This is a genomic window from Sulfitobacter noctilucicola (assembly GCF_000622385.1).
Lineage (GTDB): Bacteria > Pseudomonadota > Alphaproteobacteria > Rhodobacterales > Rhodobacteraceae > Sulfitobacter > Sulfitobacter noctilucicola.
This window is the reverse complement of the sequence record NZ_JASD01000008.1, coordinates 2,446,237-2,469,329: the sequence shown is the minus strand read 5'-3', so window position 1 is coordinate 2,469,329 and position 23,093 is coordinate 2,446,237. Positions and strand designations below refer to the sequence as shown.

Genomic DNA, 23,093 nt, shown 5'->3' with positions numbered 1-23,093 from the left:
ATGACGGGGCGGAAACAGATCAGGTCTTTCAAAGCAGTCGCTGCCGCGCTCGGCGCGCTGGTGCTGGTCGGCTGTGCCGCGCCGGCTCCTGTGACCCCGTCCCTCAAACCACAGGCGCGCCCAGCGGTGGTAAAGCCGCCCGCGCCGCCCGTGGTCGCCAAGCCAACATCGCAGAAAAGCGCGATGCTGCGCCAGTATCTGCATCAAGTGGAAAGCGCGCAGCTTAGTCAGGGCTTGTTGCGCAAGGACGGCGGAGGCGCCGATACGCCCTTCACCGCCGATATGCTGGCGCGGAACTTCGAACAAATCGCGTTCTTCAATGAATACGACAGCGCCCTTTCCGGACGCGGTGGTGCAAGCCCGCTGCGCCGGTGGGCGGAACCGGTACGCATGGAGGTCATTTTCGGCGCTGGCGTGCCCCCTTCACAACGCAAGTCCGACACCGACACCGTTAACCGCTATTCGCGGCGTCTGGCCCGCGCCACTGGCCATCCGATCTCCGCCATCGGTGCCCCCAATTTTCTGGTGATCATCGCGTCAGAAGATGACCGTGCCGATGCGCTGGCCGATGCTGCCGGACGCGTACCGGGGATTTCGCTGTCTTCTCTGAACGCCCTGCGCAACCTGCGCCGAGATACATACTGCGCTGTCGCAGCTTATGCGGCAGGGCCTGACGCCAGCACCTATACCGCTGCCGTTGCCGTGATCCGCGCAGAAAACCCCGACCTTCTGCGACTGTCGTGTATTCATGAGGAACTGGCGCAAGGTTTGGGCCTTGCCAACGACAGCCCTGCCGCACGGCCTTCGATTTTCAATGACGACGATGAATTTGCATTGCTCACCACACACGACGAGTTGCTGCTTAAAATGCTTTACGACAAACGCCTGCGGGCCGGTATGCACGCCATTGAGGCTGCACCGATAACGCGCATCATCGCACGCGAAATGATAGCAGGGCCGCTCTAGCGCCTCCTTCGCTATCTTACAGAAACTTCACGGTTAATTGCGCCCGACACACTGCGCTGGCACGTTCGCGTGATCATCATTGTGCAATCACGGCAAACGGTTACCTCGCCCTGTAGAAACACGCCTACAGGATACATAAAAATGAACGATACGCTTTCGACCAAACGACCTGCCTTTCCGATCATCCCTCTGCTGATTGCCGGCGTGATCGGCGAAGTCGCCTTTGAACTTTACGCGTGGCTGCTATCGCCAGCGCTGTTTGGCCCAAGCCTTGAGCCCGCCAATTTGGTAATTGCTCTGACCCGTCTGACAACGGGGATGGAACTGTCCTATGGTGTCGCTTTTCCGGTTCATTTTGTCATCGGAGCTGTGGGGTTCTCATTCTTTTTATGGATCGTCTATCGCCTAACGGGTCTTGGACTGATCCTTTCAGGGGCCTTAGCCGGAGTAATCCTGTGGTTCGTCGCGCAGGGCATTCTGGCCCCGATCGTCGGGCGTGACTTCATGATGGGTTTCGGTCCCTACACGCAGTCGTCCTTTGTCGGTCACGTGGGCATGTGCATTCTCATGGCTCTTGTGCTGCGTGTCACCCTCGCAAGACCGACCACAGCGACAGTATAGCGAAATCGCCATCGCCTTCACCGGACCTGCCCGTTATAGTGCGGGCGGGTACATTACAAAGGGCTGCGCAATGGGCATTTTCGATTTCCTCTCCGGTGAATTCATCGACGTTATCCATTGGACGGATGACACCCGCGACACGATGGTCTGGCGGTTTGAGCGTGAGGGCCATGCCATCAAATACGGTGCCAAACTGACCGTACGCGAAGGGCAGGCAGCCGTCTTTGTGCATGAAGGCCAGCTGGCTGATGTCTTCACCCCAGGTCTCTACATGCTTGAGACCAATAACATGCCGATCCTCACGACGCTCCAGCACTGGGACCACGGCTTCCGGTCACCGTTCAAATCCGAGATCTATTACGTCAATACAACGCGCTTCAACGATCTGAAATGGGGTACCAAGAACCCTATTATCGTGCGTGACCCCGAATTCGGCCCGGTCCGCCTGCGCGCCTTTGGCACCTATTCCGTCAAGGTATCCGATCCTGCGCGGTTCCTGACAGAGATTGTCGGCACCGACGGCGAGTTTACGATGGACGAGATCAGCTACCAGATCCGTAACATCATCGTACAAGAGTTTTCCCGAACCATCGCCCGGGCACAAATACCGGTGCTCGACATGGCCGCAAACACCCGCGAGCTCAGCACACTTGTGGGCAAAGAAATCGCGGCGCAGCTTGCCGAATACGGTCTGGCAATGCCTGAGCTCTACATCGAGAATATCTCGCTGCCACCCGCGGTTGAGGAAGTCATGGATAAACGGTCTTCCATGGGCGTGATCGGAAACCTCAACGAATACATGCAGTTTCAGGCAGCCGAAGCTTTGGGCCGCGATGGTGGCGGAGCCGCTGCCATTCAGGCAGGGCTGGGTGCAGGTCTGGGTATGCAGATCGGTCAGGCTGCGGCTGCCACAGCAGGACCATGGGGCGCACGCCCTGCGGCCAGCACCCAAGCGCAGATGATACCTCCTCTCCCGCCGGTGGAGCACGTCTGGCATATCGCAACAGATGGCGAGACCTCAGGCCCCTTTTCCAAAGCCGCGATGGGCCGCATGGCCGCAGAAGGCAAACTAGGCCGTGACACCTTTGTCTGGACGCCCGGTCAGGACGGATGGCAGCGCGCCGAAGATGTTCAGGAACTGGCACAGCTCTTCACTGTACTGCCACCGCCCCCTCCCGGTGCCTAAGGCACGATTGGTACGGCATTTGCGCGGTATGAAACTTTCGGGCCGCGCTTTTCGTTACTAAAGTCATGCAAACGCGCCGCAGCTTCCTCAAGATACTCCACTGGGCGCTTCTGCCTTTGTTTGTGTGGTTCATCCTCGTGACACCGGACGATGTTTTGCCATTCGGCCCCCGCGCCTTTCAGGCACATTCCATTCTTGCGCTGATATTTGTGACGCTCTGTTTGCTATGGACCGCCGATTATCTTCGCAAAGGTTTGGCAGGCCGACCGGGACCAAAGCTTGGCCCCCGTGCGCGGATCGCGCATCAGCTGATGCACAAGGCTTTGATCTGGGGATTGTTCGGTATTGCGCTGGGTGGGTTTCTTTTGGGCCTGACCTCGCCCATCCTTTTGAAAGCCGGTGGTTTCCTCCCAATTGCACCGCCGCTGAACCTCCAGCAGGCCAATCACATCATCGGCCAGATCCATATCTTTGAATTCTATCTGGTCGGGGTCATTGCAGCGGGTCACGCCGTGTTTCATTGCTGGCGACATATTTACCTGCGCGACAACGCCCTGCGCATCATGGCACCCAAGGTGTTTCACAGATTTCTGTAGCCGCTATTGCGGCGTCCCGAATTCCAGCCATGCCCGTTCTTCGGGGCCAAGATGCGCTTCTATCACGGCATTGTACTTGGCGATTTCATCCTCACTCAGCCCACCGCGCCATTTCCCACTGGTGCCACTGTCAAAGAAATCTGCGTCGGATTTCATGAACCCCGTCCCGCCCCCTGGCGCATAACGCGCCGCATTGGCTTTCATGTGGTCGAAGCCAGCCGCCTCTACCAGACGCGCCATCACGTCCGCCCCATAGGATGCCCCCAAAAGTGCCGCCACCCTCTCAAATGTCCCCGGCAAATCACGACACATATCCGCATAGTGAAACAGCGCAACGTTCGGGCGATCCGCCAGTGCCAGCGCTGCGCTGTAGTGGCGCAGAATATGAGCCAGCGGCATGGCATCACCGTCAAACCCCTCCGGCCCGCCGTCCAGAAAGCGCCTGAAGGTGACGCCCTCCGTGTCCTCCTCCGGATACCAGAGATTGAAAAAATGCATCTGCATGTTGCGCAGATGTTTGCGGTAGGAAAAATGCGCATCGATCGGATGCCGGAAAACACAAATATACTGTGCATGATCGTTCAGCGGCAGGCCGTCCATTGGCGTGTGGCTCTTGAGGCAGCGCCGGTGGTCCATCCATGCCCCTCCTTGATGCAGGCTTCCCCAGCAAAGGTAGCCTGGGCGCACAATGCAATAGAATTCGGCCCCGGTTGCGAAAAGACTGCCTTCTTCCCCGTCCTGCTAGTGGCACACGCGGGCATTCAACGCTATGTCTTGGCTATGTCTGACACATCGCACCCCGACGCCTATTTCGACATCGACCAGCCGCTGGTGGAGCATCGCTTTCCTTGCGACACTTGCGGCTCTGATCTGCGCTATGCGCCCGGTGCGGCGCAGCTCGTTTGCGATCATTGCGGCAATACTCAACCCATCGAGGGAAGCGGTTTCCGGTTTCAACCCATCGCAGAGCTGGATTTGCGCAAAGGCCTGCGCGCCGATTTGCCAGCCGAGCAGATGGAGGAAACCCGCGTCACGCAATGCCCCAATTGCGCCGCTCAGGTGGAGTTCGACGCAGGCAAGCACGCCACAGAATGCCCGTTTTGCGCAACCCCTGTGGTGGTGGACACCGGCACAAACCGCCACATCAAACCGCGGGCCGTCTTGCCCTTCTCCCTGACAGAAGAGGTCGCCCGCGATGCGATGAAAGACTGGCTTGGCTCTTTGTGGTTCGCCCCGAATGGATTGCAGAACTATGCCCGCAAGGGGCGGCGCATGGACGGCATCTACGTCCCCTACTGGACCTATGACGCCGATACCCGCTCAAGCTATACCGGTCAGCGTGGCACGATCTACTATGTCACGAAAACCGTGACGGTGAATGGCAAGCGCCAGCAACGGCAGGTCGCCAAAGTGCGGTGGCGCAGCGCATCTGGCCGCGTGGCGCGGTTCTTTGATGACGTGTTGGTGCTGGCGTCAAAGTCGCTCCCCAAGAAGTACACGGATGCCCTTGAGCCATGGGATCTTTCCGCGCTCGAACCCTATGCGCCCGAGTACCTCGCCGGTTTTCGCGCCGAAGCCTATGCTGTTTCGCTGGAAGAAGGTTTTGGAGAGGCCCGTGCCCATATGGACCGCGTGATCGAACGGGATGTAAAGTTTGATATCGGCGGGGACCGCCAGCGGGTTCACAACATTGACACAACGCTCAGTAACCTGACCTTCAAGCATGTTCTGCTGCCGGTCTGGCTCGCGGCTTACAAATACCGTGGCAAAACATATCGTTTCGTCGTGAACGGACGCACCGGTCGGGTGCAGGGCGAACGCCCCTTCTCGGCCATCAAAATCACCATCGCGGTGATCCTCGGCGCGATCGCCGCAGGCATCATCGGCTATTTCGTGGCACTGAACCAATGACCTCATACGACACACTGACCCAAACGCTGACTTCGCGCTATTCCTGTCGGGCGTTCAAACCCGATCCGGTCCCGGACGACACAATCACGCAAATCGTCGACGCAGCCCGCCACGTTCCGTCATGGTGCAATGCCCAGCCTTGGCAGGTGACCATCACCAAGGGCGAGGCGACGGACGCATTCCGCGCACTCATGATTGAAACAGCGACCAAAGGCACCCTGCCCGCGCCTGATCTGGAGTGGCCGACAAAGTATTCCGGTGACTATAGTGAGCGCCGCCGCACCTGCGGTTTCCAGCTATACGATGCGGTGGGTATCGAGAAATCCGACCGTGCGGAGCGCGCTGCCCAAATGCTGCGAAACTACGCATTGTTCGATGCGCCTCACGTCGCAATGATCCACTCTCCGTCAGAGCTTGGACCATATGGGGCGATGGATACCGGAGGGTTCGTGACCGCCTTCACGCTGGCCGCGACCGCATTGGGTGTTGCCACAATTCCGCAGGCCGCAATTGCAGCTTATGCACCTCAGGTGAGGGAGCATCTTGGTATCGCGGATGACCGCATGATCCTTTGTGCGATCTCGTTCGGGTATGCAGATGAAACCGCACCAGCCAACGCTTTCCGCACGGAAAGAGCATCGCCGGAACAGATCATCGACTGGAAATCCTGAATGAGAGCGCTGTTGCAAAGGGTCACGCACGGCGCAGTTACAGTCGACGGTGACAAAATATCCGAAATTGACAAAGGCTATATGATATTTGTCTGCGCCATGCCCGACGACAGCGCGCAAACAGCAGAGGCCCTTGCGCAAAAGGTCGCCAAGTTACGTCTGTTCAAGGATGCCGACGGAAAGATGAACCTCAACATTCTGCAGGCCGAAGGCGAGGCTCTGGTCGTCAGTCAGTTCACGCTGGCAGCCGATACCTCTCGCGGTACGCGACCGGGATTCTCTTATGCTGCCAAACCGGACATCGCCGAAGTGCTTTATCAAGCCTTTGCACAGGCTCTGTCGGATTGCGGTGTTGCCGTTCAGACCGGCAAGTTCGGTGCGGACATGTCCGTGGACATCACCAACGACGGGCCCGTCACCATCTGGCTTGATACTGACTCATGACCGTTGGCCGCGACCGGCTCTAGGGTTCTCTAAACGCCTCTTTGGATTTGTACAGAGGCTTCAGCAGATACTGCAAAACCGTCTTGGCACCGGTGTGCAATTCAACGCTTGCCTGCATACCGGGGCGGATTTGCAAGGATGCCTGACGCGCTGTCAGATGTTCGGTATCTACTTGCAAAGTCACCTTATAGTGCGGGTTGCCATCAGGATCGCGTGCGTTCTTGTCCTTGTAGGTATCCGCAGAGATCAGAACCACCTTGCCTTTGAGCGTCCCGTAAATGGTGTAGTCATAAGCCGACAATTTCACAGTCGCATCCTGACCGGGGCGTAGACCGGCGATGTCTTCAGGCTGGACGCGTGCCTCGACAAACAGCTCTTCATCCAGCGGAATAATCTGTAGGATCTCCTCGCCCGGACGCACAACGCCACCGATGGTCGTGACGGATAGGTTGTTCACAATGCCGCGCATCGGGCTGGTCAGAACTGTGCGGTTCAATTGATCGGTCGATGCCTTCAGGTTTTGGCGCAGCGTCGAAAGCTCTTTCAGCACATCGGAATATTCCTGTGCACGGTCCAGCTCGGTCTGTGTCGTGATTTCGTCGTGGCGGATGCGGGCGTCGGCATAGGCCTTGCGCGCGCGGGTCGCCTCGATCAGCGACACGATATTGCGCTCAAGCAGATCGTTCATCAGGTCGCGTTCACGTTTGGCTTCGGTCAGGACACGCATCGCGCCATCAGAGCGGGAAACAAAGTCCGACTGCCGCGCCAACAACAGCGCGCGCTCACTCTCGACGATGCTTGGCGTGCGACCGGCCCATTCATTGGGGACCGCAAAATCAAATTGTCCTGCAAGCTCTGCTTCAAGCCGCAGGCGGCGGATTTCAAAGGCGGAAATCTGATCGCGAAGGTCGTCTACGGATGACTGGAATTGCGTGCCATGCAGGCGGGCAAGAACTGTGCCCTTCTCGACGATATCCCCCTCGCCGACTTCAAGCTCGGCCAGAATACCGCCCTCAAGATTCTGGATAATCTGCGGACGCGAGCTGGAAATCATCGAGCCTTCAGCGCGCACGATCTCATCCACCCAGGCGAATGTGGCCCAGATAAGAAACAACAAAAGGGTCGCGCCGCAAAGCCAGATGACAGCGGAAGGACCGCGCATCTGGCGACCCATTTGGGCGTCGAGGCTGTTAGGGTTGATAAAGGTCATGCCGCCTGCCCTTTCATGCTGGCCAGATGGCTCAGTACTTTTTCTTTTGGACCGTCAATCGTCATACGACCGTTCTGCAGGACCAGTGTCCGCTCGGTCAGTGCAAGGATCGGCGCACGGTGCGTTGCGATCACGGCAGTACGACCTTCCATCCATTTTTCCAAACGGCTGACCAAGGTGCGCTCCAGCGTCTGGTCAAGGGCCGCGGTGGGTTCATCCAGCAAGCAGATCTTGGGATCTTGAAGCCACAGACGCGCCCACCCGATCGATTGGCGTTGCCCGATAGAGAGGCCCGCACCGTTATCCTTGATTTCAAGATCCAGACCCTTGTGATGCGCCTGAACAAAGGGGCCAAGGCCCGCAAAGTCCAATGCCGCCAACAGCCGCGCATCGTCACGCTCCAGCATTGTAAGGTTCAGGTTATCGCGCAACGTGCCCGCAAAAAGGCGCACGTCCTGACCCAGATAGCCGATCAGACGGCGTAGATCGCGCGGCTCGATCTGGTTCATCTCAGTGCCGTCGATCATGACGCGCCCTGCTTCTGGGGCATAAAGACCGCTAAGAAGTTTGAGCAGCGAAGACTTGCCCGATCCGTTGGCACCCAGCACCGCCAGCTTCTGACCCGGCAGGATCGCAAGGCCCTTGATGTCGAGCGTCGGCGCGCCGTCCTCTTCGTAGCGGAAGCTCACATCGCGCAGCTCGAAATGACCGTTAAGAGTTTCACGACGCAAATAGGTACGCCCCTCGCCCGCGTCCTGCTCGGCCTGTGCGATCATCTCCAGCCCATCCAGTGCGGACTTCACATTACCCCAACGCGCCAGCGTACCGGCAAGTTGTGTCAGGGGTGACAGGGTGCGCCCCGTCAGGATACCGACCGCGATGATGGAGCCGACAGTAAACTGTCCCGCAAAGACCAGATATGTACCGGTGATAACTGCGGCAACATACGTACCCTGCTGGACGCCTTGCGACCAGAAAGTAAGTGTCGACGCCAGTTTACGCTGCTCTGACGATTTCATCGCCTGAAGCGTGTTCAGTTCCTGCCAAAGACGCGCCACACGATCTTCGCCGCGTTGGGTCTTGAGCGTATCGAGTTCGAAAATAGTTTCGTGCAACAGGCGCGAGGATTTGGCTGACGCACCTTGGGTTTCCTGCGTCAGGCGGATCATCTTCTTCTGGAGGATGAAACCGGGGATCACCATCAAGATACCGCCTGCGATCAAGACCCAGACCACGTTGCCCGCGATGCTGGCCACGAGGAACAGGAACACAAAGATAAACGGGATATCGGCAATCGTGCCGATGGTGGAGGCGGTAAAGAATTCGCGAACAGACCCGAATTCGCGCATGGAAGAGAAGACCTGATTGGGAGCTTGCCCTTTCAAATCGGACCGCATCCCGAGAATGCGGTTCATCAGGATTTGCAAAACAGACACTTCAATCTGGCGACCGGCACCGTCCATCAGACGTGCACGTGCTACTTTGATGAAGGCTTCCATCAACAGGGCGAGTGCTGCACCGCCTGCCAATACCCAAAGCGTTGCCTCGGACTGGTGCGGGATCACGCGGTCATAGACCTGCAAGGAAAACAGCGCCACGGCCACCGCGAGCAGATTCGCAACGAAAGACCCCAAAGCAATCTCGCCCATTTGACGCTTGAAGCGACCGAACTGGCTCCAGAACCAGTGCGGTTTGGCGCTCTCGGTCTTATGCGTTTCTGCCACTTTGGACAAAGGTGCCTCGGCGCGGACCAGCATGCCGTCAAAGAAGGGTTTGAAATCGCTGAGGGCCACATAAGCGCGGTTGTCCGGGCAAGTTGTGTCGTAAATAATCAGATCGCCGCGCGACTGCCCCATGACCAACAAAACCTGACCAGAAGTCATATAAGCCAGAGCGGGCCAGACATCTGCGGACAGCGATGATACTTTCGTGACCTGCGCCAAAAGCCCCAAGGACCGCAGACCATGTGCGATGGCTGTGGCTTCATCCTTAGCTGCCGCACCCTCGCGGGTCGCGCCACCGATGGCTTCAAACAGGTCCCGTGAAACGGCTTCAACACCGAGCAATCCTGCATAGACCGATGCGAGCTGCGCACGCACCCCGATCCGGTCGGCAAAGCCGGCGTCCGACCCTGTCTCTACTGGTTGCTCAGAAGCATTCGCCGCAGCGATACGACCCTGATTTCCGTTCGAAATGGTAAGCGTAAAGGCGCGTTTCTGGGTCAAATGTCGTCCCCGTTGGCCAAAACGCCCAGCAGTCGCGCCAAATCAATCTGCAACTGTGCAGTTTCATACTTTAAAGAAACCTCTGCCTGCTGCTGGCGGGCAAAAGTCTCGTACACACCGACGACATCCAGCACTTGGCGCTGGCCTGCATCGTATTGTTCCTGAAAGATATCGAGGTTCCGCTTGGCCTGCTTTGTCAGCGTAGCGGCCTCTGCGGCCTGCCGTGACTTGGCGGCGATTTGTCCCTCAAGCTTGCGCAGCTTGCGGTTCGCGTCCTCGTTGGCCTGCGCCACTCGGCGGCCCGCTGCTTCTTTTGCAGCCTCAATGGCACGCAAGGACGCACCTGTGCCAAATCCTAACAGAGTGTCAGAGCTGACCCGCAAACCGATGTCCGAATTTTCACCGATTGTGCCGCCTGCGGTCAGGCCCGGCAACTGGTCGGCACGCTCGATCTTGGCGGCCGCGATCGCGCGGGTTTTTTCGGCCTCGGCAAGCACAACATCAAGCGGTTGCGCAGATGATGAGGACACGCTGAACGCCGGAACGCCGCGCAAACCCTGCAAGGGCTCGACGGACATGGCGTTCAATTCGGCAACAGCTGTGTTCGCGGTTTCGATGTTTGCAGCACGATCGGCGCGGATCTCGCCCAACTTCTGGCGCAGGATCTGGACATCGGACATATCCGACACCCCACCGCGCACGCGCTCTGACATAATGTATTCGAAATGGCTCATGTCGCGCAGCGACGCGTCTGCCAGCACGGCCTTCTCGCGCCCCTCAGCAGCCATCACGTAGAGCTGCAGCGCTGTATGAACACGGTCGTTGGTATCCTGAGCGAGGTTCACAGCAGCCACTTCGACATCCGCCACAGCAAACTCGCGTTCGCCCTTCTTGCGGCCATTGTCGAACAGCACCTGATCAACAACCAGATTGGCGACCAGCGATCCCAGGGAAGTCAGGCTGATGCTTGGGCCGATCTTGGGCAGCCAGTTCTTTGATGCAGCCTCGGCACGCAAGCGCGCCGAACGCAATTCTGCTTCGGCTGTGCGGGAATTCGCGGCGAGTACCGCGCTTGCGACACGATCAAAACTGCTGCCCGATGGCAAAGCAGAGCGGCGGCCCATAAGCCCTTGAATGATAACGCTTTCGGAATTTACCTTTTCCGCATGGCTGGGCCGTGCAACAGAATTCGCATCAGGTGATTTGAGCCGCGCCACGAAATCGCCAGCGCCCCCACCTGCATCAGAGAGACATCCCGCAAGTGTGAATGCCGATGCACACACCACGATTGCCCTTTTTACACCATGCCCCATAGCCTGCCCTTACCGCCTCGGTATTTTTTTTGAGGGCGCGGATCATTTGCCGCCCGCGCCTCTCTTTGTTTTTGGCTTCGTCTTAAGTGATCAGATCGATGTTATCATCGACGATGATCGTACCTTCGGTGCCCAGCGTATAGTCGGATGCCGCCGGACGTGTGATGCTTGAGCCCTGACGGACCGCACCCACGATAGACACATCGTCATCAGAACCACCTGCAATCAGCAATCTGTTTGAGTTGCTTGAAAGCGCCAGCAGTGCAGCTTCATCCACCGTGAGGTTCGCTTCCTCGGCAAAGCTGAGGTCGACCATTTCGATGTTGTAGTTGCCAAGCACCGGGTTCGTGATGTCGACAGTCGAATTCGGCGCACCGTCATCCAGTACCACGTAGGTACCTGATGTGTTGTTCGCCGCGTCCGTTGCGGTCACGATCAGCTGTGAACCATCCGGCACGTTCGAGTTGAACACGATGTCCGTCTCGTTGCGTGTCGTGCTGTCTTCGCTCTGCGAAGCCACCTGATTTACAGAACCGTTGCCGCTCACCTGATAGACGTTCAGTTCGTCGGCCGTCAGATCGGTCGAGATGCCGCGGAAACCGTCAACACGGTCTTCGATCAAGCTCTGAATGACCGGACCCTCGGGGGCCAGCGTGTCAATCGCCAGTGTATCGCTCAGCGTGTCGACGTTGCCGACGCTGTCGGTAGCAATCACGGTGATAGCCGCGTTGTATTCGCCCGCGCGGATTGCCGATGGCGGAATTGTCAGGCTCCAGTTGCCTGCCCCATCGACGTTCGCAGTGTAGGCGATACCGTCAAAGTTGACGACAACGCTCGACCCGATTTCAACCTGACCACCCAGATCGATGCCATTGGCAGCTTCTGCGATGTTCACGGTATTGTCCGCGCCACCTTCGCCGTCGCGCTTTGTCAGCGGCACAACTTCGGTATCAACCCGCACAGATGCTGTGATCGGTGCGACGTTACCAGCGTGGTCCGTGGCTTCTGCGGTGATCAGCGCGTTGTAGGTGCCGGTCTGGACCTGCGCAGTTGTAAAGTCCGCCGTCCATTCGCCGTTTGCCATAACATTTGCGTTCACAGACACGCCGTCCATGGTCACAACCACAGAGGTGGAACCGACTTCGGTTGTACCTGTGATCTGGACACCGCCACCTTCAAGGCGCTCGGCACCGTTAATGACGCCGTCTGTCTCGACAGTATTCGACCGGATATCGAGGTTATCGACACGTGTGTCGACTTCCACGCTGTCCGACGCGTTCAGCGGGTTGCCTGCCGGATCAACCGTTTGCGCGGTGATGTCGGCTGTGTAGACGCCTGGCGCGATTTCCGTGCTGAGGTAGCTGGCTTCCCAGTTGCCAAAGCCGTCTGCCGTAACCGTCTTGGACACACCGTCCATGACCACTGTGACAATTGCACCCGGGTTGGATGTACCCGTCAGCGTCACACCATCGCTGGCCTCGACTTGGTTGATGATGTCATCCGTCTCAACCGGCGTGGAGCTGATTGTCAGGATACCTGCATCGCGGTCGATTTCGACGTTGCGGGCGATGGTATCGACGTTTCCGGCGATATCTGTCGCAACTGCGGTCATGACTGCGGTCTGTTCACCCGTCGGGATGACGCTTTCTGCAAAGGTCACTGTCCATGCGCCGTCTGCCGCGACAGTTGCTGCCTGCGTCGCCGTACCGAAGCTCACCATGACAGTAGAACCCGGCTCGGTCGTGCCGGTCATCACAAGACCCTGGCTCGCTTCGGCGATGTTTACAACACCGTCTGCGCCGCCTGTTGTGCCGGTAAAGGCAAAGTCGCGGACCAGCGTGTCGATATCAACCATGCCCGATGCAGAACTGCTATTGCCAAAGCTGTCGGTCGCGACCGCTGTGACTTCTGCCATCAGCTCGCCCACCGGCACTTCGCTCATTGCGAAATCAACCGACCAGTTGCCGTCTGCATCAACAGTTGCCGGGTGTGAGCCTGTACCGAACGTGACCATGACAGAAGATCCAGCTTGTGCTGTACCTGTCAGGGTAACGCCGTCCTCACGCTCTACCGCGTTCACGATCCCGTCTGTCTCAACGCTTTCGGTTGCGATTGTCACATCCGAGATGGTGTCGATAACGATAGTTTCCGACACTGTCGTGGAATTACCGAAGGCATCGGTGCTGACGATTGTCGCGCCGGTTGAATATTCACCGCCCTCAAGCGATCCAACGTCCCAAGATACAGACCATGTCCCGTCTTCGCCGACTGTCGTGGACTGTTCGATCCCGGAAATAGTGACAACAAGTGTTGCCCCCGCTTCACCGAGACCTGAAAGTGTCACACCATCTGCAAAGCTGACCGAGTTAAAGAAGTCGCCTACAGACTCTGTGCCGTTCAGAACTTCGACGATCGGTGGCGTCGTGTCGATCACAAACCCTGGCCCGTCGAGTTCTACGTTGCCGTTAAACGTCACGATGGACTCGTATGTGCCGTCGACAGGGAAGGTTTCGCCTTCAAACGTGACAGAGAACTCGCCATCTGCGTTGATTACGGTATCGATCTGCTGATCGCCCAGCACGACTGTCACAGAGTGACCTACCGCACCGCCACCTGAAACCGTGGCGCTTTGTGGCGCAGGGTTGGTCCCGCCGATATCTGTGCTCAATTCCGCGTCGTTGACGTAAGGCACAACAACAACCGGAGGCTCTACATACGGCGGCTCCACATAAGGAGGCTCAACCACAGGCGGTTCCACGACCGGTGGTTGAACGACCGGTGGCTCGACAACTGGAGGTTCCACAACCGGTGGCTCCACAACTGGAGGTTCTTCAACGGGTGGCTCTTCGACTGGCGGCTCCTCAACGGGAGGCTCGACAACCGGCGGCTCTACCACGGGGGGCTCTTCTACAGGAGGCTCTTCAACCGGCGGCTCCTCAACGGGAGGCTCTTCGACTGGTGGTTCTTCAACCGGAGGCTCTTCTACAACTGGCTCTTCAGATGATGCTTCACTTCCGCTTCCACCTGTGGCCCCGATCACCGCGGCACCACCGACTGCAGCGGCTGCTACTGCGGCACCGCTCCCACCCAGCAGACCCGCCGCACCCAGAAGTGGTGCAGGAAAGAGCGATACTTCGTCAGCGGCATATCCGGTCGCAGCAAGATCTGTGCGTCCCAGATAGATAAGATCATCAGATGGGCTCCATTTGCCCCACTGTTCTGTCGGTCCGTACTGGGCATAAAGCTCGCCCGCGCCCGTATCGACGAATGCAACCTCGTTCAGGAAACCGTCGGCTGACACGAACAACCGGTTCGGCGTGCCTGCAGCATTGAAGTAGTTATCAATCGTAATCTCACGACCGTCGGTGAGCTTGATCACCAGATTATCGCCATCACGCGTCTGCGTTTGCAGATCGATCTGTCTGAGATTAAGGGAAATCTGCTGGTTTGAGCCAGCCTGGATAACGTGTTCTTTTGCACCACCTGGCACAGTTCCACGCTCTAGTCCGCCCGCACCATCGCGGACGACGAATTCAATCGCCTTCATAACACCACCACTCTACCTCGAAGGAACCGTTCTGTGCGGCCCTTCTTTTGTTTTATTGCGAAGCCGACCCGTTCAAGCGCGTCGTGCAACATTATTCTTGCTTCTGATTAGCTCGTAACCTGTGATTTGCCTAGAGATTTTTTAGCGATTCTCCCCAATTTTCATTGCGTTGGGGGCGCTAACACAGGCAACGCCAACGTATGGTTGTAGGCACCCCCGCCTGATTTATTGGCTTTTTGCAACGAATTCCGTGCGCCATGCATTTTCGCAACAGTTGACAATATTTGATGACCTGCGCTCCATCCGCGTCATGAAAATGCCTCAAAATTCGTTGCGAGAGATCGCGGAAACCGCTGACATGGGCATCGTTCTGTCCGATGGATGCAGGCTTTCGGCCCGTGTCTGGATGCCAGAAGATGCCAAGGATGAACCTGTACCGGTGATCCTTGAATACCTCCCCTATCGCAAGCGCGACGGTACCTGTGCCCGCGATGCGCTGACCCATCCGTGGTTTGCCGCGCGCGGCTATGCCTGCGTGCGCGTCGACATGCGTGGGAATGGCGACAGTCAGGGCGTGATGGAGGACGAATACACCCCGCAAGAGCAGGCAGACTGTATTGAAGTCATTAATTGGCTAGCAGCACAGGACTGGTGCAGCGGCACCGTGGGGATGATGGGCATCAGCTGGGGCGGTTTCAACGGATTGCAGGTTGCAGCGCTCGCGCCCGACCCGCTGAAAGCGGTTATCACGCTATGCTCTACCGTGGACCGTTTTGCAGATGACATCCATTATAAGGGCGGCTGCCTGTTGAACGAAAACCTCGGCTGGGGCGCGACCATGTGGTCCTTTTCCTCAAAAGCGCCCGACCCTGCCCTTCGGCCCGATGACTGGCGCGAGATGTGGCTGGAGCGCTTGGAGGCGGAGCCGTTTCTGCCTTCCGTCTGGCTACGGCACCAAAGCCGGGATGCCTATTGGCAGCACGGTTCGGTGATCGAGGACTATAGCGCCATCAAAGCCAAGGTACTTGCGATCGGCGGTTGGGGAGATGCCTACAAGAACACAGTCCCGCAGCTGGTCAACGCTTTGCCGGACGCAAAGGGTATCGTGGGCCCGTGGGTTCACAAGTACCCGCATTTTGCCGTGCCCGAACCCCGCATCGGATTTCTACAAGAAGCACTGCGTTGGTGGGACCGATGGCTCAAAGGCATCGACACAGGCGTAGAGAATGATCCCGATTACCGCGCTTACCTCATGGACGGCGTGCGCCCGGCCGCATGGTACACAGAGCGTCCAGGCCGCTGGATCGCGGAGCAAACCGGAACCACCTCGCATTTGACCAGCCAGCGCCTGCATCTGACGGATGACGGGTTGCGCGACAGCGTCGGCACGTTGACTGCCACGGTTTCATCGCCAGCGCATACTGGTGCAGATGCTGGCGAATACTGCGCAATCTGGCTTGGCCCCGAACTGCCTGGCGATCAAAGGCAGGATGATGCGCTTTCTACAACCTTCGACAGTGCGCCACTGACTGAAGACATGGATATTGTCGGCGCGCCAAAGCTCACGCTGACGTTGGCATCGGACCAACCGCAGGCACAGATCGCCGTACGCCTGAACCATGTGCATCCGGATGGTGCCACCACGCGTATTACCTATGGCGTATTGAACCTCAGCCACCGCGATAGTGCGGCCAACCCCGCACCGTTGATCCCGGATCAGGCTTTTGACGTAACGTTTAATCTCGATCACATCGCTTACCGTGTGCCTGCGGGGCACCGTTTGCGGGTCTCGATCTCTGATGCCTATTGGCCGCTCATCTGGCCCTCGCCAGGTCGCACCGCACTCAGCCTCACAGCAGGGCATATCGACATTCCCCAGCGCCCATCAGGTGACAGTGACGAACATACCTTTGCCCCACCAACAGCCGCTGACCCGTGGCAAACCGAAGAACTGCGCCCTGAAAACCACATAAGACGGCGCGAAATGGATATGGTGAGCGGCATCACGACGCTGGTGATCGAGGATGATTTCGGAAAAATACGCGACATCGATCACGGTCTGATTGCAGGTTCTGTTGCGCGTGAAGAATGGGCGATCCATCCCGATGATCCGCTTAGCGCCAAGGGTTCCTGTCACTGGACGGATGAACTGGAGCGCGACGACATCCAACTGCGTACGGAAGCCACGTGCGAAATGACCAGCGATGCCACCCACTTTTATCTAACCGCAAGGATCGAAGCCTATGAGAACGGCAAGCTGATCTATGAGCGGGACGTCAAAGACAGCATTCCCCGCAATCACATGTAATGAAACTGTCATTCCCATTGACGGATTAGCGCTTGCGAGCAGGCCTGAAATGCTTAACCTTGATTCATCAATCAATAAAACGCGCTCAAAAGCGCGATCACCACACGGGAGACCACCAATGAACGACCAACTGAAATCCATGACGGCTGACGTCGCCAAGGGCGTGATGACACGCCGCGAATTTGTCGGCCGCGCTGCCGCACTTGGCGTCACAGCCGCCGTCGCAAACACCATGCTGGCAGATTCCGCACGCGCAGATGGTCACGGCACGCCTGTCCGTGGCGGCATGCTGAAAATCGGCTCTTCCGGCGGTGAAAGCACAAACACCCAAGATCCCGCACTGGCCGCGTCCGAAGTGCCGGTCAACAACCTCTATGCATGGGGTGAAACCCTTGTTGAAGTCGATCCAAGCGGTGAACTCAGCTATCGTCTGGCAGAAAGCGTAGAAGCGTCCGCTGATGCAAAGCAGTGGGTGTTCAAAATCCGCAAAGGTATCCCGTTTTCGAACGGCAAAGACATGACACCAGACGATGTCATGAAGACAATGCAGCGCCACTCGAACGAAGATTCCAAATCAGGTGCCCTCGGCATCATGAAAGGGATCGCGGATATGAAAGTGGATGGCGATAACTTCATCGTTGATCTGGACACAGCAAATGCTGACCTGCCCTATCTGATGGCCGACTATCACCTGATCGTGCAGCCGAACGGCGGCATGGATGATCCAACAGCCGCAATCGGTACAGGCGCTTACACGCTAGAGATCGACGAGCCGGGTGTCCGTCACGCGTTCAAGCGCCGTGATGACTATTGGGACAGCGAAAACCGTGGCTTTGCTGACGAAGTAGAACAGCTGGTATTGAACGACGCAACAGCGCGTACTGCCGCGCTGCAATCCGGTCAAGTTCACGCAATCAACCGCGTTGACCCCAAAGTCGCGGCCCTTCTGGACCGTGCGCCAAACCTGAGCGTTCAATCCATCGCCGGCCGCGGCCACTATGTGTTTATCGCGCACAAGGACACAGCACCGTTTGACAACAACGATGTAATGCTGGCCCTGAAATATGCGATCAACCGCGAAGAAATGGTCGACAAGATCCTGCGCGGCTATGGCTCCATCGGGAACGACATGCCCATCAACGCGGCCTACCCGCTGTTTGACGAAACCATCCCGCAGCGTGAGCACTCCATCGAGAAGGCCAAAGAGCATTACGCGAAGTCCGGCCATGATGGCAGCCCGATTGTTCTGCGCGTTGCCGACGGTGCCTTCCCCGGTGCGGTCGATGCGGCAGCACTGTTCCAGCAGTCCGCCCAAGCAGCTGGTATTCCACTCGAAATCAAGCGTGAGCCAAACGACGGCTACTGGTCCGAGGTTTGGAACGTACAGCCGTTCTGTGCGTCCTACTGGTCCGGCCGTCCTGTTCAGGACCAGATGTATGCGACCGCGTATCTGTCCACCGCCGACTGGAACGACACACGCTGGAAGCGTCCAGAGTTTGACGAGATGCTGAACGCAGCCAAGTCAGAGCTGGACAATGCCAAGCGTAAGGAAATCTACTCCAAAATGGGCCGTATGCTGAACGAAGAAGGCGGGCTGATCCTGCCGATGTTCAACGACTTTGTATCCGGTGTGTCCAACAACCTCGGCGGCTGGGTCAGCGATCCGGGTGGCGACATGATGGGCAACCTTGCCGCAGTCAAATGCTGGGTGAAGGACGCGTAAGAGCGCCTAGCACATGCATCCCATCTTAAAACTGATAGCCCAGCGCGTTGCGCTGGGCCTGATGCTCCTCTTCGCAGCATCCATCCTTATATTTGGCGGCACCATGATGCTGCCCGGCGACGTGGCCCAGCAAATCCTTGGCCAGTCCGCGACCCCTGAAAGCCTCGCGAACCTACGCGAAAGCCTCGGCTTGAACGAACCCGCCATCTCCCGATATTTCAGCTGGTTGGGCGGTTTTCTTCAAGGCGATCTCGGCACCGCCCTCACCAATGGCCGCGACATCGGCGAAAGCATCTCCGCGCGACTTGGCAACACCCTTTTCCTTGCCTTCTGGGCCGCCGTCATCTCGGTGCCTCTGGCGATCTTCCTTGGCCTTCTTGCCGTGCGATACAAGGACCGCATCCCGGACAAGCTTATTTCTGCAGTGACGCTCACCACCATCTCGATTCCCGAATTTATGATCGGTTACGTCCTGATCTACTGGATTTCGATCAAGCTCGGCTGGTTCTCCTCTGTCGCGATTATCAACGACAGCATGACGCTGGGCCAAAAGCTGAACGCGATTGCGATCCCCGTCATGGTCCTGACCCTTGTGGTGCTGGCCCATATGATGCGGATGACCCGCGCTGCAATCCTTAACGTGATGCAATCGGCCTATATCGAAACCGCCGAATTAAAGGGCATGGGCATGCTGCGGATCATCGCCAAGCACGCCTTTCCCAACGCGATTGCACCGATCGTGAATGTTGTCATGCTCAACCTCGCCTATCTCGTCGTCGGTGTGGTGGTGGTTGAGGTTGTCTTTGCTTATCCGGGCATGGGGCAATACCTTGTGGACCATGTTGCCAAACGCGATGTGCCTGTGGTGCAGGCGTGCGGTCTGATTTTTGCAGCCGTCTACATCGGTTTGAACCTGATCGCTGATATCGTTTCGATACTGGCCAATCCGCGGTTGAGGCATCCGAAATGAAAAACATTCCTTTTGCTGCCCTTATCGGCCTGTTCTTTACCGGTCTGTTCTTCCTGATGGCCCTCTTTGCGCCTTTGATCGCGCCTTACGGCATGGCCGAAGTGGTCGGCGATGTATGGGAGCCTTCCTCAAGCGAGTTTCTGCTCGGCACTGACAGCATCGGGCGCGATCTGCTGACCCGTTTGATCTATGGCGGACGCACGACAATCTTCATTGCCACCATGGCCACCCTGCTCAGCTTTACACTTGGCTCCGTACTGGGCTTCTTTGCCGCTGTGTCCGGCGGCTGGGTTGATCAGGTCATATCGCGTTTTGTTGACCTAATCATGTCGATCCCCTCGCTGATTTTTGCGTTAGTCGTGTTGTCGGTGATGCCCACGACAACCTTCATCCTGATCCTTTTGATGGGTCTACTGGATTCAACCCGCGTTTACCGCCTTGCCCGCGCTGTTGCCGTGGACATCACCGTGATGGACTATGTTGAGGCCGCGCGCCTGCGGGGTGAAAAGATCGGTTGGATCATTTTCCGCGAAACGCTGCCAAACGCCCTGTCGCCGCTAGTCGCCGAAATGGGTCTGCGCTTCATCTTTGCCGTGCTCTTTATCTCAACGCTTTCGTTCCTTGGTCTTGGGGTGCAACCCCCGCTCGCTGACTGGGGTGGTATCGTGAAAGAGAACAAGGAAGGCATCAACTATGGCATTCAGGCTGCGCTTTACCCTGCTTATGCCATCGCGATCCTTTGTATCTCGATCAACCTCGTGGCCGACTGGATTCTGAACCGGACGACCTCATTGAAAGGAGGTCGCGGATGACCGAACCCCTGTTGAAGGTCCGCAATCTCAAGATTGGAGCGACCATCTATCCCCCCGGAGAACGCCCCCGCGATATCGAGATCGTGCACGGCGTCGACTTTGATCTGGAAGGCGGCAAAGTCCTCGGCCTTATCGGTGAATCCGGTGCAGGCAAATCCACAATCGGTCTGGCGGCCATGGCCTACGGGCGCGGCGGCGTGGAAATCACCGGCGGCGAAGTCCACGTCTCAGGCCGCGACATCCTCAAATCCGGGATACGCGACGTCCGCAAACTGCGTGGCGGCGAAGTCACCTACGTGAGCCAATCCGCCGCCGCCTCCTTCAACCCAGCCAAAAAGATCATGGAACAGGTCACCGAAGCTGCGATCTTTCAGAACAAATTCTCGAAGAAAGAAGCCGAGGCCCGCGCTGTCGAGCTTTTTGCAAAACTTGGCCTGCCCGATCCTGAAAACATCGGTGACCGGTATCCACATCAGGTTTCGGGTGGCCAGCTTCAACGCTGCATGACCGCGCTTGCGCTGTGTCCTGAACCCGATCTTGTGGTGTTTGATGAACCGACAACCGCCCTAGACGTAACAACCCAGATCGATGTGCTGGCGGCCATCAAGGAAGCGATCCGTGACACCGGTGTTGCAGCCCTCTACATCACACACGACCTTGCTGTGGTGGCACAGGTTTCCGACCACATCATGGTGCTTCAACAGGGATCAATGGTTGAATATGGCACCACGGATCAGATCATCAACAACCCGCAGGAAGAGTACACTCAGGCGCTCGTCTCCGTCCGCTCTATCAAGCATGTGGAGAAAGAACCGACTGACACGCCTTTGCTTAAAGTCGAACACATCACCGCGCGCTACCGCGGCACAGACTTTGACGTGCTCAAGGATGTAAACGTCGAACTACACCCTGGTCAGACCCTCGCCATCGTTGGCGAATCCGGGTCGGGGAAATCGACGCTTGCGCGGGTTATTACCGGTCTGCTGCCCCCATCCGACGGTTCCATCACATTTGACGGGCGCAGCCTGACACCGGATTTGGCAACACGGCCACTAGATGATTTGCGCGAGTTGCAGATGATCTACCAGATGGCGGACACGGCAATGAACCCGCGCCAGACCGTCGGGACAATCATCGGACGTCCGCTGGAATTTTACTTCGGTCTTAAAGGCAAAGCCAAACAGACCCGCATTCAGGAACTGTTGGACGAAATCGAGTTAGGTGAAGGTTTTCAGGACCGCTATCCAGCAGAGCTTTCGGGCGGTCAGAAACAGCGTGTCTGTATTGCTCGGGCTTTGGCGGCCAAGCCCAAGTTGATTATCTGTGACGAGGTAACCTCGGCGCTTGACCCGTTGGTTGCGGATGGCATCCTGAAACTGTTGTTGAAACTACAGAAGGTGGAGGATGTATCCTATCTGTTCATCACCCATGATCTGGCCACAGTGAAAGCGATCGCAGATAGTATTGCCGTGATGTTCCAAGGCGAAGTTGTCCGCTACGGTCCGAAATCGCAGGTGCTGTCGCCGCCATTTGATGACTACACTGATCTGTTGCTGAGCTCTGTGCCGGAGATGAAACTGGGCTGGCTTGAAGATGTGCTCGCGCATCGCAAAATGGAAAGCGCTGGCAACTGACCGCGCAGCGGGTTGCGATATTCGGGGCCACAGGCACGGCCGGACACGCAACAACGCTGACGCTTCGCGATGCCGGATACAATGTTACCGCGCTGGGTCGGACAGACCCGAAGATCGACGGTGTGGCATTTCAAGCCGCCGATATTCACGCGCCTGATCTATCGGCGCTCAAGTCTGACGTGGTGATATCCTGTCTGGCTTCGCGCACGGGTGCACCTGCTGATGCTTGGCAAGTTGACCACGATGCCAATCTAAGGGTGTTGGAGGCAGCAAAAAGCGCTGGAACGGGCCATTTCGTGTTGCTGTCAGCCATCTGTGTCCAAAAGCCGCGCCTCGCCTTTCAGTACGCAAAGCTTGCCTTCGAAGACACGCTCAAACGCTCTGGCCTTACCTACTCCATCGTGCGTCCTACGGCATATTTCAAATCTCTGTCAGGGCAGCTTGATCGCTTGCGTGCGGCCAAGCCTTATCTGATGTTCGGGGGGGGCACCCTTACCGCTTGCAAACCGATTTCTGATGGTGATCTGGGCAGCTTCATCACCAGCACCCTGACCGATACAAAGCGGCAAAACGCTGTTTTGCCAATAGGTGGACCCGGCCCTGCCCTGACACCGCTGGATATGGGGGCTGCCCTCTTTGAAGTGCTCCAGATCGAACCGAAGTACCGCAGCGTATCCCCGCATATCATCGCCGGCATCGCACAAGGCCTTAGTCTTGCAGGAAAGGTGATCCCCACATTGCAGGCCAAAGCAGATCTCGCGCGTATAGGCCATTACTATGCGACCGAGTCCATGCTGCTTTGGGACGAGAAAGCCCAGCAATATGATGCTGACGCTACGCCTGAATTCGGAAGCGAGACGCTCTTCGACTTTTACCGGAAGCTAGCGTCGGGTGAAGCCCATATCGAGCGCGGTGACCACGCGGTATTCTGAGGCTTAAGCGTTGCACCCTCGCGG

General features: G+C 57.5%; 18 protein-coding genes. 13 read left to right on the top strand and 5 right to left on the bottom strand.

Annotation, left to right across the window (positions count from 1 at the left end; genetic code table 11):
• The 4 genes from Z946_RS0115655 (at position 1) to Z946_RS0115640 (ending at position 3,369) form a co-directional block, all read left to right on the top strand.
• On the top strand, positions 1-966 hold the full coding sequence (locus tag Z946_RS0115655) for a DUF2927 domain-containing protein (RefSeq protein WP_025056667.1): 966 nt from the start codon (positions 1-3) through the stop codon (positions 964-966).
• A gap of 141 nt (positions 967-1,107) precedes the next feature.
• A complete protein-coding gene (locus Z946_RS0115650) occupies positions 1,108-1,587 on the top strand; it encodes a hypothetical protein (protein ID WP_025056666.1) in 480 nt (159 codons plus the stop codon).
• Positions 1,588-1,657: 70 nt separating this feature from the next.
• Positions 1,658-2,773 (top strand): SPFH domain-containing protein, encoded by a 1,116-nt coding sequence (locus Z946_RS0115645; RefSeq protein ID WP_025056665.1) that lies wholly within the window; start codon positions 1,658-1,660, stop codon positions 2,771-2,773.
• 65 nt (positions 2,774-2,838) lie between these two features.
• A complete protein-coding gene (locus Z946_RS0115640; RefSeq protein ID WP_025056664.1) occupies positions 2,839-3,369 on the top strand; it encodes a cytochrome b561 in 531 nt (176 codons plus the stop codon).
• Between the two features lie 3 nt (positions 3,370-3,372).
• On the opposite strand, the gene Z946_RS0115635 is transcribed toward Z946_RS0115640, so the two are convergent.
• Positions 3,373-4,005 carry a sulfotransferase domain-containing protein gene (locus Z946_RS0115635; RefSeq protein ID WP_025056663.1) on the bottom strand — a complete coding sequence of 211 codons (633 nt, stop codon included), beginning with the start codon at positions 4,003-4,005 and terminating at the stop codon, positions 3,373-3,375.
• Between the two features lie 144 nt (positions 4,006-4,149).
• On the opposite strand from Z946_RS0115635, the gene Z946_RS0115630 reads away from it, so the two are divergent.
• The 3 genes from Z946_RS0115630 to dtd are packed head-to-tail and all read left to right on the top strand — an operon-like array spanning position 4,150 to position 6,395.
• Positions 4,150-5,280 carry a TFIIB-type zinc finger domain-containing protein gene (locus Z946_RS0115630; RefSeq protein WP_025056662.1) on the top strand — a complete coding sequence of 377 codons (1,131 nt, stop codon included), beginning with the start codon at positions 4,150-4,152 and terminating at the stop codon, positions 5,278-5,280.
• Positions 5,277-5,951 carry a nitroreductase gene (locus Z946_RS0115625; protein ID WP_025056661.1) on the top strand — a complete coding sequence of 225 codons (675 nt, stop codon included), beginning with the start codon at positions 5,277-5,279 and terminating at the stop codon, positions 5,949-5,951. Before Z946_RS0115630 ends, Z946_RS0115625 begins: the two co-directional genes overlap by 4 nt.
• Positions 5,952-6,395 carry a D-aminoacyl-tRNA deacylase gene (gene dtd / locus Z946_RS0115620; protein ID WP_025056660.1) on the top strand — a complete coding sequence of 148 codons (444 nt, stop codon included), beginning with the start codon at positions 5,952-5,954 and terminating at the stop codon, positions 6,393-6,395. It abuts the gene before it with no gap.
• Between the two features lie 19 nt (positions 6,396-6,414).
• On the opposite strand, the gene Z946_RS0115615 is transcribed toward dtd, so the two are convergent.
• The 4 genes from Z946_RS0115615 to Z946_RS0115600 all read right to left on the bottom strand — a co-directional run bounded on the left by Z946_RS0115615 (position 6,415) and on the right by Z946_RS0115600 (position 14,690).
• The gene (locus Z946_RS0115615; RefSeq protein ID WP_025056659.1) at positions 6,415-7,605 is read right to left on the bottom strand and encodes an HlyD family type I secretion periplasmic adaptor subunit; all 1,191 of its coding nucleotides are present in this window, start codon (positions 7,603-7,605) and stop codon (positions 6,415-6,417) included.
• Positions 7,602-9,830, bottom strand: a complete 2,229-nt coding sequence (locus Z946_RS0115610; protein WP_025056658.1) for an ATP-binding cassette domain-containing protein — start codon at positions 9,828-9,830, stop codon at positions 7,602-7,604. Before Z946_RS0115610 ends, Z946_RS0115615 begins: the two co-directional genes overlap by 4 nt.
• A complete protein-coding gene (locus tag Z946_RS0115605) occupies positions 9,827-11,143 on the bottom strand; it encodes a TolC family protein (protein WP_174416558.1) in 1,317 nt (438 codons plus the stop codon). The genes Z946_RS0115610 and Z946_RS0115605 overlap by 4 nt, the downstream gene beginning before the upstream one ends.
• An 82-nt stretch (positions 11,144-11,225) precedes the next feature.
• The gene (locus tag Z946_RS0115600) at positions 11,226-14,690 is read right to left on the bottom strand and encodes an Ig-like domain-containing protein (protein WP_025056656.1); all 3,465 of its coding nucleotides are present in this window, start codon (positions 14,688-14,690) and stop codon (positions 11,226-11,228) included.
• 310 nt (positions 14,691-15,000) lie between these two features.
• On the opposite strand from Z946_RS0115600, the gene Z946_RS0115595 reads away from it, so the two are divergent.
• The 6 genes from Z946_RS0115595 (at position 15,001) to Z946_RS0115570 (ending at position 23,069) form a co-directional block, all read left to right on the top strand.
• Positions 15,001-16,998: a CocE/NonD family hydrolase gene (locus Z946_RS0115595; protein WP_025056655.1), complete on the top strand. Its 1,998-nt coding sequence runs from the start codon at positions 15,001-15,003 to the stop codon at positions 16,996-16,998.
• A gap of 118 nt (positions 16,999-17,116) precedes the next feature.
• On the top strand, positions 17,117-18,721 hold the full coding sequence (locus Z946_RS0115590; RefSeq protein ID WP_025056654.1) for an ABC transporter substrate-binding protein: 1,605 nt from the start codon (positions 17,117-17,119) through the stop codon (positions 18,719-18,721).
• Positions 18,722-18,734: 13 nt separating this feature from the next.
• On the top strand, positions 18,735-19,691 hold the full coding sequence (locus Z946_RS0115585) for an ABC transporter permease (RefSeq protein WP_025056653.1): 957 nt from the start codon (positions 18,735-18,737) through the stop codon (positions 19,689-19,691).
• Positions 19,688-20,503 (top strand): ABC transporter permease, encoded by an 816-nt coding sequence (locus Z946_RS0115580; RefSeq protein WP_025056652.1) that lies wholly within the window; start codon positions 19,688-19,690, stop codon positions 20,501-20,503. Before Z946_RS0115585 ends, Z946_RS0115580 begins: the two co-directional genes overlap by 4 nt.
• Entirely contained in the window at positions 20,500-22,137 is a 1,638-nt protein-coding gene (locus Z946_RS0115575; RefSeq protein WP_025056651.1) for an ABC transporter ATP-binding protein, read from the top strand. Before Z946_RS0115580 ends, Z946_RS0115575 begins: the two co-directional genes overlap by 4 nt.
• Complete coding sequence (locus Z946_RS0115570) at positions 22,134-23,069, top strand: NAD(P)H-binding protein (protein ID WP_081780843.1); 936 nt, start codon at positions 22,134-22,136, stop codon at positions 23,067-23,069. The genes Z946_RS0115575 and Z946_RS0115570 overlap by 4 nt, the downstream gene beginning before the upstream one ends.
• Positions 23,070-23,093: the final 24 nt, after the last annotated feature.